This window comes from Salipaludibacillus neizhouensis (genome assembly GCF_002886185.1).
GTDB lineage: Bacteria > Bacillota > Bacilli > Bacillales > Salisediminibacteriaceae > Salipaludibacillus > Salipaludibacillus neizhouensis.
Genome location: NZ_KZ614146.1, coordinates 1,219,689 through 1,234,647, shown reverse-complemented (window position 1 = coordinate 1,234,647; position 14,959 = coordinate 1,219,689). Strand labels below are relative to the sequence as shown.

Below are 14,959 nucleotides of genomic sequence, written 5' to 3'. Positions count from 1 at the left end.
TTGCATTTCTCTCACCTCCACGGCTTCCAAGATTACTATTGTTCAGCCCTTCATCCTCTTTTTGGACTACTATGGCTTCGGCTGACTTCTTACAATTCATCATGCCATCACTGTCATGATTGTTCCTGTGGGAAATTCCTTCCCTCTTGTCGGGAACCCTTGTAAGACCTCCCCGGGTAAGTCTAACCACTTTCCTCCCATATAGGTGCTGGATTTACTGTAAGAGATTTGGGTAGTATTGGACTTCATCTTGTCTTGCAGACTTATCCTTCTCTATTCAGCCTTATATCCAATTTCTGTTCGTCACCTCAGGATTTTGCTTCCGGCTTCCTTCAGATTCCATCTCACGATGGACACCCTTGCCTTCCGCTAACAGTTCCTACTACCAAGTCTGTAGTGGACTTTCACCACCAAGTTGTTAGACATGCCGGGCACACAAGAAAGGACGCAATTCTTATTTCAGAATTGCGCCTGATTGTGGTACATCCATAAGTAGTTAAACTTATTTTTTCGGTTTAAAAATTAAAGCAATAAAACTAATCATAGCAAATACGGTAAACATGACTTCATAACCTATAAACTCAGCAACCATTCCTCCAATCAATGAGCCAAATCCTTGCCCTAAAGCTAATAGTAAAAATGGTAAACCAAGACCAAATGAAGAATTTGTTTTAAAGATATTGATGCCCCAAATGATCAGAACACCTGTCATAAATATATACGAACTCCCGAAAAAAATCGCTGATATGACAACCGGGAGGACGCTTGTAGATAAACCTAGTAACAAGGAAGAAGTTCCTAGAAAAATGACACTTACTCGGTAGGAGGATAATAATCCGATTTTCGAGCTAAAATATCCGGCGAACCCCCCTAATACTCCAGCAATGCCGATGATGATCCAAAACCCTTGCGTGAGAGCTTCAGGAATATTCTCCATTTGAAGCAAAAAATCTCTTGAAAACGTCCAATAAGCCGCACACGTAATTCCTAATAGTAAAGAAGATAAAATTAAGGGATAAGCATTACCAACATCCTTTTTTGTCACGTGAAATGCTTGGGTCTGACGATTTTTGTTCGTATCCTTTGTTTTAGGAATGACCTTGTAATTAAGTATCAATATAATGAACGCTATTAGTGTAAACAGAAGGTAAGTCAGTCTCCAGTTGGTACCCAAAAAAATGACCATAATTCCTGTTAATGCTGTTCCCAAACTAGTACCTGCATTGATCCACGTATTTGTTGGAGAACGCTTATTCTGATCCACCCATTTTTTTATCACATCTGCATAAGGGGGGGAAGACAGCCCCGTACTTAAGCCAGCAATAAAGATCCCAATACCAAGAGATATTGAATCATTGGCCATAGATATGATGCCCATTCCCATAGCTGCTGTAATCCCCGCTATTAAAATCAGCATACGGGAACCAACTTTCTGCATATACAACATCGCCATGATAATCGCTATACAATATGCCAAATACGATAATGAAGAGATCACTCCTGCCTCAGATGGGTTGATATCCAGAGATTCACGTATATAAGGGAGAACTAATCCATAACTAAACCTTGCAAAACCATAAGTTACCGCAATCATGGGTAAACCAACCATGATTAATCTTTTCGAATCCATCAACAACACCTCTGCCTTTCTATATAGAACGATCACTATAATTTACAACGAAAAGAAAAAATCTTGAGCAGACACACCCCTAAGACTTTTGGACTTTTCCTTCTAATTGTGCGACGCTGTCTTATTCACCCCTCATATGGAGATCCATAGACTTTATGGAATGTATAAACGCAATTTCCACGTCATCCACATTCAAGGTTTCTGATAAAGCAGTGGCCCCTTCGAACAATAGCACTAACTGTATTGCTTCGCTATAGTTGAAGTCAAGTTCTTCAAAAAAAGCCAGTAATGATCTTTTATGTTCATTTACATATTGGACAATCTCATGATCATCATTATAAGAAAACTCTTCTTTAGCCCTTAAAAACATGCATCCATTCTTATTATGTTTTCGAATCCAATCAATATGGGCATCCGCTAAGGAGTATATTGATTGGATTTTGGAATTCCTAACGTGTGATTTCAACATAGAAAAATATTTTTCTTCTCGATTTTTAAGTACTTCAAGGATCAGGTCTTCTTTCGAGTCAAAATGATTATATAATGTCATAAGAGCAACATTTGCTTCTTTGATGACTCGTTTTAAGCCAATAGCGTGAAAACCATGGTTATAAAATAACTGCTCCCCATGTACAATGAGATCCTGTTTCTTTTTGCTCATAAGGTGAACACTCCTCCTCTTATATAGAACGATCATTATAAAAATACCATAAAACCATTCCTCTTGCAATCTTTTCAACACACCGTTTCCTAATAGCAACACCGTAACGTAAAAGAACATTACTATTCAGTACACCTCTGTGAATTTAAATAAAAATTTCGTAATTGAATTTATACTTCAAAAATCTGGCCCGATACACAAAGATAGGGCGCAATTCTTATTAAAGATTTGCGCCTGATTGTTGATGATCATTTTTCTATTGCATAGTATCGTAGTACTGTGCAGCAAATTATTAATGGCAGAGATAAAGTCCGCGACCGTTGATTAAATGGTCAAGCTTCTAATCCTTCAAAATTGCATCTCCAATCAGATACCCATCCAGGAGAATATCCAGATCTTTGAGCTACTCTTTGTGAAGCGATGTTACTGGCGATTACGTCATAACTTGGTATATCGCCACGTTCCAATATTTCAAGAGTTAACCTGTTTACAAGGTAACTTGCCAATCCGAAATTACGATATTCAGGGAATATGTCTATCCCAATTTGCCACAGTCTAGCACAAGTTTTGCTTGCTCCTGCTACCCCAACAATTTCCCCATCTTTCTTTGCGAGCACAGCCAAATCAGTCTGCCAAGGATGATTCCTATCATATATAATAGCATTTTTGAATTCTGTACCATTAAGTAACTTAACAACTTTGTCTTGCTCAATCAGTTCAAAAGAAAAAATTTCCAACGGTGAAATAGGAATTATCCTTTTCAGGTCAGGCAGATAATGCAAGTAAAGACCTCTAATAAAAGGCAAAGCAAAAATGCTATCACTATCTTTATCTTGCATCTGTTTTTTTGCAATTGACAATCGTTCTGGTGTAGCGGAAACCACAATTGATTTGCCCATTGACACAATTTCAAAAAAACGTGAATTCCTCCGAAAAGGTCTGCGTCCAGGATTTTCTTGAGCTTCAACAAAAATAATGCTATTCTTTTCATCATTCAAGTCATCGATTACACAATTCAGATCAATTGCAAGTTGCGACTGTACAATATATATCATTTCGTTTTGGGTCATAATCATCGGTTACTCATTCCTTTCGCTTCCCATTGGATATCATCGACTTAAAAAATTACACTTATCCACATACTTTATCTTGAACCAGATAACACAGAGGAAAAGTCCTCTTTAAATCCTGACTCAAAAGAAAAATAGGCGCATCTCTTAATAAAGTTTTGCGCCTGATTGTTGAAGAATAATCGATAGGGCATAGAAAAAGCGCAATTCTTATTACAGAATAGCACTCCTTTAGTTGAAGAATATGATTAACTATACTCTTTTTTAACCTCAAACCTACTAATAAGTTCGTATGGTCTAACCTTAAATGCTTCGTAAGGTAAATAGTTTGCCTCCATTGCATCAAGCGTTCTATTTCTAAAATGCTGTCTTGTAATTAATTGGTTAGCATTTTCTTTATTTAGTTTTGTGAAAACTACTTCTGATATTTCATTTTCAGCAGTTCTTACGTCACCAGATTGATACTCACCTCTAAAGACAACACAAATTATCCCATTGGTAATATTTTGGTAAATGCCAGTAATACCAATTAAGTGAACCTCAACCCCTGTTTCTTCCATTATCTCTCGGTGGATAGCGTTTTCTAATGTCTCTCCCTCTTCTACTTGACCTCCAGGCATTTCCATTGTATCGGAACGATGAAAATTCCTAACAAGTAATACTTCTCCATCTTTATTTGTTATATATCCACTGACAGCCATTATATGTTTAGGTGGATGGTATGTAGCAGGATAAGCAGTCGAAGATAAAAAATCTTGGTTGCTCTCAATGTAAAGTTCGCCTATTTCTTTTCTTTTTTCTTTTGCTTTTTTGTGTAACTCACTATTTCTAATTTGGTTTTCTATACTTTCATAGTGTTCAATACTTCTATATTCCCAAATAGCTAAAATCTCGACTTTGTTGTCATTAACCCAACGACCTATTAATTTTGCACCGTGTTTAATTTGATTTGGATATAAAAAAGAATGAAAAAAATTATTAAATTCGTTTAGTTTTTCTGGCTGAATTTTATAAGTTTTTCTTCTATATATCATTATTAATCAACTCCTTTTCCCTTTAATTTAAACAAATCCATTAAAGTTCCTTCTTCAACTATTCTCCCCAATACTTTAAGTGAAAACATTCACAACAATCCAGATATTCTATTAACACTTTAACACAAATTTTCCAATTATCACTTTTATTTGCAATGGTTTTCTGATAAAAATCAAACTAATCTGCGACAATATGGCCCGATTGCTGAACAAGAAAAATCCTACATATCAACTTTTTATCAAACTTTCTTATAAACTATCAGACTTTTTTATAAGTTATCGAACTTTATTTCAAAGCACATAAAGGGGGGAAATTGATTAAGATCCATGATAGACATGCCAATATAAATTACAATGATGGAATCAGGACTTTTGGGGCTAAAGGATATTCGTGAGTACAGAAGGATTAAATAAAAAACGGAGGAAAATTATATTCGAGGTCAAGAATCAAAGTTCGTTTGCGAGACAACATGATCAAACTGAAATTTTAAAATTAGTCTACAACAATATAATAAATACTTCTAAAAATTCCTGGGTCTTAGGGAAGGAATTTGAATTGATGTGCCCCCAAAAGTTAAATTCTTATTCTAACTTTTGGGATGCACCACATCTTTTAATTTTTATAAGTAAACTGTTTAATAGATGTTCTTAACTCTTCGCTTAACTCACTTAATTTTTCTGCAGATTGAGCTACCTGATCGATTGCTTTTAATTGCTCTTCTGTTGAAGCAGAAACCTGTTGTGTGGAAGCAGCAGATTGTTCTGTAAAAGCAGAAATACTTTCAATCGCTGATAATACTTCCTCCTGGAGCTCGTTCATATTTGTTACACCGGTGTCTATGTTCTTTATTGATTGGAGAATACTTTGTACTGAATCATTAATAGATTGAAAAACCTGCTCTGTGTCCGTAACAGAATCTTTTTGTTTGATAGAGATCGCTTCAGTTGTTTCCATAGATTTTGAAGCATTGTTTGCTTCATTCACAATCACTTGAATCGTCGATCTTATTTCGGACGTTGCTGTTGAAGACTGTTCCGCTAATTTTCTTACTTCGTCAGCTACAACTGCAAAGCCTTTACCATGTTCACCAGCACGCGCGGCCTCAATACTAGCATTTAAGGCTAATAGATTGGTTTGATCTGAAATTCCATTGATCACATCAACCACACTTTCGATGTCCTTAACTCTTGAAGTCAATTGAGTAATGACAGTGCTAACTTCAGCTAAAACTTCACTTGTTTGATTAGAAGTATCTCTGAGGGATCCGATTTGTGAAATACCCTGTTGACTTGCTTGTTCAGCCACTTGTGATTGTTGTAGCATAATCGCCATGTTCTCTTTAACACTTTCTAATTGATCTGATAAATCTTTTGTTTTTTGATTCGTATGCTCCGCATCATGTGCACCTTTAGAAGCACCTTGAGCGATATCATCAATAGAATGAACAATTTCATCAATCGATGCAGCTACCTCTTCTGATGTTGAGCTCATGCTAACTGATGATTCAACGACTTCTGCTACTGAATGATCAACTGAGCTTACTAACTTGTTTAAATTTACGTTCATCACGTTTACTGTTTCGGTCAATTGCCCTAATTCATCTCGTGATTGAACTTTTAGAGGTGAACTAGTTAGATCACCATTTGCAATTCTTCCCGAAACCTCTACAATACTATTAATTGATTTATTTGTTTTAAAAATGAATAGTGAACCAAAGATACTTATTAAGATAATAACTACGAGTAAGACGACTATATTAATAATAAACTTTTGCTCATTTGTTTGATTAAGACTATCAATCAATTGATTAGCATCTTCATCAATAAGCTGTTCAACTTCATCCAAATTAGTTCTCGCTTTTTCAAATAACTCATAAGTATTTTCAACATTTGTTCTAAGAGTTACATTAGTAGCTACGTCCTCTGTCTCCGCTTGAATCATTAAATCACTTGCTGCATTTTCCCATTCAGCAAAATTCGTTTCGAAGTCAGTAAATAGTTCCGCCATAGTGAGGTTACTATCCTCATGTTTTAATGTTGTAAAGGATGCATTTGTTTCAATTAATGACTTTGCATGGGCTACTCTTTCTTTTACTTGATTTACATTTTCCGTGTATTCCTTTAAAGATTGCTCTTGCTCCTCTTGCTCTTCGTTAATGTATAGCACATTAGAAAATTCCGCATCTGCTTGATACATATCACGATCTGCCTGTATTAAATTGGTGGCACTCACATAAGTATCTTCATAAAGTGTTTCAATTAACTGGTCCGTTGTCTGTTTCTCAGAAAATAGGTTGTAACCAATAATAATTGAGAAGATAATAATAGGTATTGCTAACAACAAGCCAAGCTTTGTTCTAATAGATATTAACTTTTTCAAAAATAACACTTCCCCTCCTGTATTAAAATGAAATTCCTAAGTCTAAAATAGTAGTCCTTATATACTATAATAGATAAAATTACAGCATCCGTCAACAATCGACAAATGAAATTTATGGAATCGCAGGGACGGTTCCCTGCTTCCATTCATACTGTCACATACTAAAAAAGAAGCAAACAGTCTGATGTGACCCCAAAAAGTTAAATTTTCACTCTAACTTTTGGGGTGCACCACAAATTCCTCTCCCATTTCAAATAAAAAAAATTTTGAAAAAAGATTAATCAAAATGATTCTTCTCCAGCAGATTTAAGTTTCGTTTTTATAAACTATTTTGATATTTTCTACCTAGGTTGTTCCACACAATCGTGCCTGATTGTTGCAGATAGAATCGATAGGAATTAGGAACTATAAGTCAACTAGCTTGTTGAACTAACGCTACTCCGTTTGTTTAATAAAATATCATCATTTATTTCTTTTTTAATTTCGTTAGCAATAAATAAAAATGAAAGGGGAAAATTAGATGCTAAAAATCCGAGGATTGAAAACAAAGTAGCATCAAAAAGACGTGTAGGTTGAAAAAATAGTAAAAGATAAATCATAGCCATAAGTACACCAGCAAAGGAATATAAACCTAATTGGAGAAAGTAACTCCTCCATTTTGAATGTCTATTCGTTCTACTTAATTTATCAATAATTATAGAAAGTGGTACTCCCGCAAGAAAAAAACAGGTCCAGCATAGATAACGACAAAAACAAACGTTTCAAAAAAACCAAAGTAATAAACATTAGGTTCTCGCTGAGAAATGGGGACATAGCCAAACCAAGAATATAGTGCTGAAAATAAAATAATAGCTAATACTGCTGATAAAAACTTATTCATTCTACACCTCCGTGTCCAAAAAACTCAAACTCTCCTCCCCAATAGCACCATAACAGAAACGTTGACTATTATTGCGCTAACGCTCTCCCGTTAATTGAAGACAGTTTTACTATCTGAAATTGATTTGTGATTTTTTTCTTAGAAAGTGTAGAAAGAAAATAAAGATAGTAATTATAATCAGAAATGTTGGGTTGCCAATCAGTCCAGAAAACCTAAGTAGAATAATCATGCAAAAAATTGGGATACCAATTGTAAAATATAAACCTAATTTATTCATAAATCCTCCTTTTTAATTAAACATACCTCCCCGTTCTGCAATATAACTGCAATCACAGCTTGTTCAACTATTGCACTCCGTTAGTTGAATAAGTTTTTACTTTAAGCAGGGTTTCAGCTTCCTTTATACTATCAGTCAACCATATAGGAGTTTGTGGATGTTTAACTAATTCCTCTGTGGACATCCAATATACTGCATCAACTTCATTTGGACTTTTAGCAAAAGCTTCACCTTCCTCAAACTCACATAAAAAAACAATATCGATTACTACGCTACCATTATCTAGTTTAAATGAAGTGTTTCTTACATAATCCATATTGTCTTTTACCTTGACTCCAACCTCTTCGAACAATTCTCTTCTTAAAGTTCTTTCCAATATTTTTGTTGAGTTACCCTCATTTTCAACTGTACCTCCGACAAGGGAAAGAAGACCACCCGCATGCCCTTCTTTCAAACTACGACTAATAATCAACCATTTACCTTCCTTGTATACTGCACCTTCAACATTGACATAAAACATTAAGAACTCCCCCTTTATTGAAACCTCTGCTAATTTGTGTGAAATATCCTTCTCTAACTAATCTCCCTCTATAATCTTTTTGTTTTCTTACGAAAACTCCGTTTATCTAAGGATTTCATAGCTACTCTTTACCACTAGACATTATTTACATGGTTAGTTTTAACTTATCTTTTAAAAAATGGATGTTAGGGGGCTGATTGACCAGCTCCACTTAAGTAATTTTTTAAAAGTAGAGGGGAATTTTACGTATGATCGCAACGATGGATCTCCACGTTTCTCATGGGGTTAACCCTCCCATGTCTCCCAGAGTCAATGCTCCTACATTCCTTCGTTCAACCTTGCCATGAGGGTGGAGGTCAGATATGCTCCCCGCCAGGGTCTCTGCCCGTAGTTTTAGTTTATGTTCTGACTTCTCCGTGCTTCAAATGTCTTTTGATAATAAGTAAGTTGTTTAAAATCACTTAGGTTAATAGAGTTTAATAAAACATGGTATTTGAGTTATGCAGCTTCCTGTAAGTTATTAAAGTGTGGAATATCACTAAGCATCTTTTCTTCACTGAACTCACACTGTTTAGTGCCTACTGTAAATAAGATTCGTATTAGTTTATTGCATATGGCAATTAAAGACGGCATTTTTTTTAACGGATTGTCTGGACGGGTCGTATAATACTCATGCAGATCTTTAAAGGCTTGGTTCTTAGCGACTAACGGCATTACAACTCGAAAGAGGAGAGCTCTGAGCTTCTTTCTCCCTCGTTTTGTAATGGTTGTGCGTCCTTTATGAAGTCCTGATGTATTTTCCCGTAAGTTTAGTCCAGCTAGTTTAATAATTTGTTTTGGATGAGAATAGTTTCTTAGATCGCCTACTTCAGCTAAAAATGCAGCGACCGTATCTTTCCCTATTCCTGTGATTGCCACCATATTATGAACACCAGGAACTTGTTTAAGCAATTCATCTAAATGAGCATCTAGTTCTTCGAACTTTTCTTTCAATAAGTCATATTGAGCTAATAAGGTTTTAAGCTCTAATTTAGCCATGTTATTTCCTTGTTTAATGCCGACTGAACAACAAGCCGCCTCTTTTAATCTCCTCACTCTACTTAAACCAACACCTCTTTGGGCGCCCTTTTTGAGGTGTTTTAAAATTTCACCATCAGATAGTTTCAGTAGCTCATGTGGTAGTAGATTAAGCTTTAAAGTACGAAGTGCAGCTTTTCCTTCCCAGTCTTTAAAGGCTGTAAAAAACTCAGGGAAATAGCGGTCTAGCCAATTGTGAATCTTACCTTGTACAGAACGTAGGTCAGTAGATAATAGCTCGCGCACTTTCATTGCTCCTCGAAGTTCTGCATAAACACCTTCAGGGATACTTGGTTCAGCGTAGCGACCGTCTTTGACCAACTGTGCTATGACTTTGGCATCTTTCACGTCATTTTTTGTTGGTGAATTATCGTCTAATTCTTTGCTTTTCTTAGTGTGCAATGGATTGACCACAACACACTTGATATTTAACTCTTTTAAATAATGTGCAAGGTTAAGCCAGTAATGTCCTGTTGGCTCCATACCAACGAAGACTTTATTCATTTGATTATCAACTTGAAGTTGTTTAATCCAACCTATTAAGCCATCAAACCCTGATTGAGTATTTTCAAAAGTAATAGATTTCCCTAGATCCATTCCTCTGAAATCCTGTGCTCTTGCGACGTGATTAAACTTTGCAATATCAACACCTATAATTAGTGTTTCAGCTGTGATTTGAGCAATTTTGTGATTTTGGTTATAATTCATTAGTGAGTCCTCCTTGGTTATCAATTAAGGGTCCTTTTGCGCGCAAAGCTTTGGACACCTCGTATCATACCAAGAGGACTCTTTTTCTATCAAACTCTAAATTCTTTAATTACAGGAATGCTCCCCCTTTAGTTTAAGTGAAAAAATTAAACTATTAGGTTTTCTATTATCATATTAACATAATTTTCCAATTTAATTTCAAATTTTAAAGAACCTACTTCTTCTACAATCTGGCCCTACACACAAAAAAGGGCGCAATTCTTATTACAGAATTGTGCCTAATTGTTGCAGATTGAATCGATAGGAATTAGGTACTGAAGGGTAGATTGCCTGTTGAACTAGGCAACCCGTTCGTTGAATAAAAAGCTTATATATGTAATATCATTCTTAACATTTTCGTTATATGACCTTCAAGATTATCATCAAATTCTGAAACTATATGGAACCCTTTTGAACAATAAAAATTGACCCCTATTTTATTCTCTTTCTCAACACTTATATAAACTGAATTGGCACCATTTAAGTTCTTTATACCTTCTTGGAGTATGGGCTCCCTTTTCTAACGTATCTTACCCATAATACTGTGTTACATTTTCATTTGAAAAACAAGCAAATATATCTTCTGCGTCATCCTTTGATATTTCTCTTAGTACCAATCTTTCTGTCTCTAATGTTGGAAACATTCTTTCCCTCTCCTTCTCAATCCTTTATATGCAACACATCTTTTTCAATAATACTGCTCGTTAGTTCAATAAAAATGGCATCACCATATTGAAGGAAACTCCCCATTAGCGTCGCAACAGCCTCAAACGCTTCTTCCACTAATGCACCCCCGTTATTTCAATAGCGCTTTCTCTTACCATGTAAATACATCATGCATCCTCCTGTCACTCTGTTTTGAGGCACAAATGTTACAATTCTTATCCAATATTTTAGGTACATTCCTCTGAAAATATTTTTTCTATAAAATACGACATTTTTCCGCTAATTTAAGGGTAGTGGTATTTAAATAAAGGTCCTCCCCCTAAAAAAAAAGAGGTGATCACTATAGATTCTAGAAACTTAAAAATCCTTTCTGACCATGAGCTTCATTGTATACATGAAAGCTCCAGGTGTTTTTTGGAAGTTCATAATGAAAAAGAACATAGTCAACTGAAAGACTTTTTATTATTTTTGGAAGTTGAAATTCGCAACCGAAATATAGATAAAGAATAATATTACATTTTAGGAGGACTTTTATCTATTCGAATTACTAATATCTTTATCAAACTCGTAAAGGTAGCAATTAATTTTGCTTCACAGTATCGGTCAAACCCACCATAAAAGTGAGTTGTTTTTTCATCATTCTTGTTCCATTAAGGGTTGCATGTTCAATAAGAAGAACGGAATCCTTTGTGGAAGAATCCCCCCCAATACTTGAATAAGCGTACTGTCAAATTCTCGAATACCATCCCTTTAGTTTAACATGTTTTCCAACTGACTGGATAACCAAAGGGGAATATATTCATATACTCAAAATATTTACGGTAAAGTTCTCTTCTCATGGTTCCACTAAGTTATGCATAAATCCTCGGTGTTTCGCTCTTTTCATGTCCTAATAGATTTTGAATGACCTCTAATGGCGTACCATTATTCATCAAATGAGTCGCATAACTGTGTCTTAATTGGTGGGGGTGAATGCTTTTATTGATTCCTACTCTACTTGAAATACGTTTTATAATATATCTCCTTTGTGCAATGATCAACCAATGAGGATTTCGTTTCGTAACAAATAACGCTCTAGTGGAATTTTCACTATCGCTAACTTTCACCGATATTTCAGTTGAACCCCATCTACCTACATCTTCCACTTCAATTTTTTCACCTAGATATTCTTCTCCTAATATTAGATCTATCTGCTTTCTCCCTAGGATATTGTAGAAATTTTATAATAGTTCTCATGATTGACCATTTCTACCACATGCGCTGTTTCCTCCTTTCAGCGATCCGATAACCTCTTCTAAATATAGTACTAGTACAATCGAAGTAACGGTTAGTCTCCAAGAAACAAAAAAACCACGACTCTAGGAGTTGTGGTATAGCCAAAATAAAATGATACTTTTTCACTTTAAAATGGTCTCATTTTGACACCATCTTCAATAATAATTACATAACAAGTATGACGAATAGGACAGCGGCTAATACTAAACGATAAATAGCAAAAGGTGTTAACTTCACACGCCCAATTAATTTTAAGAAAAACTTAATGGAAATAAGAGCAAACAGAAATGCGCTTATAAAGCCAACGATATAAAACGATAAATGGTCGGGTTCAACATACTCCCAGTTTTTCAAAAGTGATAAAAAACTGGCCCCGAACATAATTGGAACGGCCATTATAAACGTAAAATCAGCAGCCGTCCGGTGATTCATACCGAACAATACACCACCTGAGATCGTTGCACCCGATCGTGAAAATCCTGGCCATAATGAAAAACATTGAACAAGTCCAACAGCAAAAGCTTGCTTATATGTAATCAGATCCAAAGATTGCGTTTTTGGTACTTTCTGTCCGAATTTATCAGCTATAATCATTAAAATCGCTCCTATAACCAAACCAACTAACACCGTCTCAACAGAGAACAAATAAGTATCAATATAATCTTCAAATAATACACCCAGAACAGCAGCTGGAATTAACCCAGTTAATACATGTGATAATTTTAATTGAGAGCCGGGTGTAGAATCTTTTATTTTGTAAAGTCCCACAAGACTTAATAATCGTTTCCAAAAGACGACGATAACAGCAAAGATTGATCCTAACTGAATCACAATTTTAAATGTATTTGCTGAATATTTCCCAAGAAACTCAGATGTTCTTAACCACATGTCATCGACAATAATTAAATGTCCCGTTGAAGAAACTGGAGCAAACTCCGTCATTCCTTCTACAAATCCTAATATTAACGCCTTTAGTAAATCTAATAGTCCCATAGTTTCTCCTTATGCTCTTCTTTTTCGAAATTGTAAATACCACAAAATCACAGCAAGTCCCAGTAGTGCAAAAAGTACATAAGCAATATTTGAATAAATGGACATTACACCCTCTATAGAGAAGCCGTTGGAGGCAACTGGGAATAGCTATTTCTACATCCATTATGGCTGTTAATTGTTACTTTTGTTAACACTTATCTAATGCCTATAATCTGTTTTAATACTTTATATTACCCCATATCCCAAGAGAATTCAATCCCGTATTTCCTATTGATCTTCCACAATATGGCGATTCAAAAAGTTGAAAATCATGGTGTATACGAGTATATCCTGTTTCTGATTCATAAAAAAAAGGTTTTGCATTGTAAACAATGTCATTAGGATTTTCTGTATTTTAGGATAAATATAAAGAATTTTGGAGAATATAACTTATAGAATATTTATGGAATCTGAAAGCAAAAGTGTTGTTTGTAAACAAACTCTACTTGATTAGAAAAGAAAGGAAAGGAGAAATTATTTTAGATGCAGTCAAAACCGCAAACCGACCATAAAATAGAATTAAATTCAGCAGAAGTAGCAAACCTATGGACAAGTTACATGAGTAATACGGGGGCAATATGTTTATTCGAGAATTTTTTATCCACTGTCGAAGATCGGGAAATTCGCTCTATTCTTGAACTTGCGATGTTGCTGTCAAAAGAGCAGGTTCCAAAATTAACGTCTTTCTTTAAAGAAGAAAAACTTCCTGTTCCTGACGGTTTTTCAGTTGAGAAAGATGTAAACAAAGAGACTCCACGATTGTTTACAGATGATTTTTACATTTTTTTCATTCAAAATTTTTGTGAACAGAAAATGGATGCCTATTCCTATGCGTTGTCTACAAGTGCTCGTTTTGATATGTCCGAATACTTTACTGAATGTTTGCATGAAATATCTACCCTATATAACAAAACCAGCACAGTTTTGTTATCCAAAGGGATATTCATTAGATCCCCTTATATTCCAGCACCTAAAAAGGTGGAATACGTTGAAAAGCAAAATTACTTAGCTGGGTGGTTCGGTCATAGACGGCCGATAAATGTCATTGAGATAACTGGAATTTATTATAATATGATCCGAAATCAACTGGGGAGAACGTTGTGTATGGGATACAGTCAAGTGGCAAAGTCGAAGAAAGTCCGTGATTACTTCATTAGAGGAAGAGATATTGCCGATAAACATGTTGAGGAATTTGCTTCTGTCTTAAGTAGTGAGTTTCTTCCTTCTGCAAGTACATGGGATACTTTACCTACCTCATCAACAGAGGCTACCTTCTCCGATAAAATAATGATGTACAATATTACGATATTAAACGGAATCGGAGTCGGGAACTATGGGAGAAATCTTGGCACAAGCCCAAGGCGTGATTTAGGGCTACTTTACACCAAGCTTATGTCCGAAATTGCTCTCTTTGCAGAAGACGGTGCCAATATTATGATTGATAACGCATGGCTAGAACAACCACCTCAAACACCTGACAGAGATCAATTAGCACATGAATAAAAGGGCTATAAAATCTTCCTTCCTTAAATATTATTCGCCCTACTTTGGATATAAAATACACTGTTTTTCTTCTTAGCGTAAAAAAATCGGGGTTAGGACTTTCCAAAAACACGCTAGCAAATGTGTTGCACGTTTGTTTGTACCCCCCTTTAATAAAGGGGGAATGAAATCCAGTAGAGAGTTTTACTTTAAAGCCAAAAATGTCTT

The 14,959-nt window shown here is 35.3% G+C and carries 12 protein-coding genes and 1 pseudogene; 1 reads left to right on the top strand and 12 read right to left on the bottom strand.

The window, feature by feature from the left end:
- Positions 1-502: 502 nt before the first annotated feature.
- From CEF18_RS05845 to CEF18_RS05785, 12 genes and pseudogenes are all read right to left on the bottom strand, one after another.
- Positions 503-1,630 carry an MFS transporter gene (locus CEF18_RS05845; protein ID WP_110935613.1) on the bottom strand — a complete coding sequence of 376 codons (1,128 nt, stop codon included), beginning with the start codon at positions 1,628-1,630 and terminating at the stop codon, positions 503-505.
- 121 nt (positions 1,631-1,751) lie between these two features.
- Entirely contained in the window at positions 1,752-2,291 is a 540-nt protein-coding gene (locus tag CEF18_RS05840; RefSeq protein ID WP_110935612.1) for a TetR/AcrR family transcriptional regulator, read from the bottom strand.
- A 332-nt stretch (positions 2,292-2,623) separates the two neighbouring features.
- Positions 2,624-3,367 (bottom strand): GNAT family N-acetyltransferase, encoded by a 744-nt coding sequence (locus CEF18_RS05835; RefSeq protein WP_223292249.1) that lies wholly within the window; start codon positions 3,365-3,367, stop codon positions 2,624-2,626.
- Between the two features lie 242 nt (positions 3,368-3,609).
- Entirely contained in the window at positions 3,610-4,395 is a 786-nt protein-coding gene (locus CEF18_RS05830) for an NUDIX domain-containing protein (RefSeq protein ID WP_110935611.1), read from the bottom strand.
- A 613-nt stretch (positions 4,396-5,008) separates the two neighbouring features.
- A complete protein-coding gene (locus CEF18_RS05820) occupies positions 5,009-6,775 on the bottom strand; it encodes a methyl-accepting chemotaxis protein (protein WP_147422045.1) in 1,767 nt (588 codons plus the stop codon).
- Positions 6,776-7,469: 694 nt separating this feature from the next.
- On the bottom strand, positions 7,470-7,655 hold the full coding sequence (locus CEF18_RS05810; RefSeq protein WP_110935608.1) for a hypothetical protein: 186 nt from the start codon (positions 7,653-7,655) through the stop codon (positions 7,470-7,472).
- A gap of 344 nt (positions 7,656-7,999) precedes the next feature.
- Complete coding sequence (locus CEF18_RS05805) at positions 8,000-8,452, bottom strand: NUDIX hydrolase (RefSeq protein WP_110935607.1); 453 nt, start codon at positions 8,450-8,452, stop codon at positions 8,000-8,002.
- A 498-nt stretch (positions 8,453-8,950) separates the two neighbouring features.
- A complete protein-coding gene (locus tag CEF18_RS05800) occupies positions 8,951-10,237 on the bottom strand; it encodes an IS110 family RNA-guided transposase (protein WP_110935606.1) in 1,287 nt (428 codons plus the stop codon).
- 569 nt (positions 10,238-10,806) lie between these two features.
- Positions 10,807-10,920: a GNAT family N-acetyltransferase gene (locus CEF18_RS05795; RefSeq protein WP_407690384.1), complete on the bottom strand. Its 114-nt coding sequence runs from the start codon at positions 10,918-10,920 to the stop codon at positions 10,807-10,809.
- Positions 10,921-10,936: 16 nt separating this feature from the next.
- Positions 10,937-11,059 carry a hypothetical protein gene (locus CEF18_RS26765; RefSeq protein WP_259457999.1) on the bottom strand — a complete coding sequence of 41 codons (123 nt, stop codon included), beginning with the start codon at positions 11,057-11,059 and terminating at the stop codon, positions 10,937-10,939.
- A gap of 734 nt (positions 11,060-11,793) precedes the next feature.
- Positions 11,794-12,042, bottom strand: a pseudogene (locus tag CEF18_RS26310) (tyrosine-type recombinase/integrase); the annotation flags it as partial.
- 340 nt (positions 12,043-12,382) lie between these two features.
- Positions 12,383-13,210 carry an undecaprenyl-diphosphate phosphatase gene (locus CEF18_RS05785; RefSeq protein ID WP_110935604.1) on the bottom strand — a complete coding sequence of 276 codons (828 nt, stop codon included), beginning with the start codon at positions 13,208-13,210 and terminating at the stop codon, positions 12,383-12,385.
- A 522-nt stretch (positions 13,211-13,732) separates the two neighbouring features.
- On the opposite strand from CEF18_RS05785, the gene CEF18_RS05775 reads away from it, so the two are divergent.
- A complete protein-coding gene (locus tag CEF18_RS05775) occupies positions 13,733-14,752 on the top strand; it encodes a DUF3231 family protein (protein WP_110935603.1) in 1,020 nt (339 codons plus the stop codon).
- The last annotated feature ends 207 nt before the right edge of the window (positions 14,753-14,959 follow it).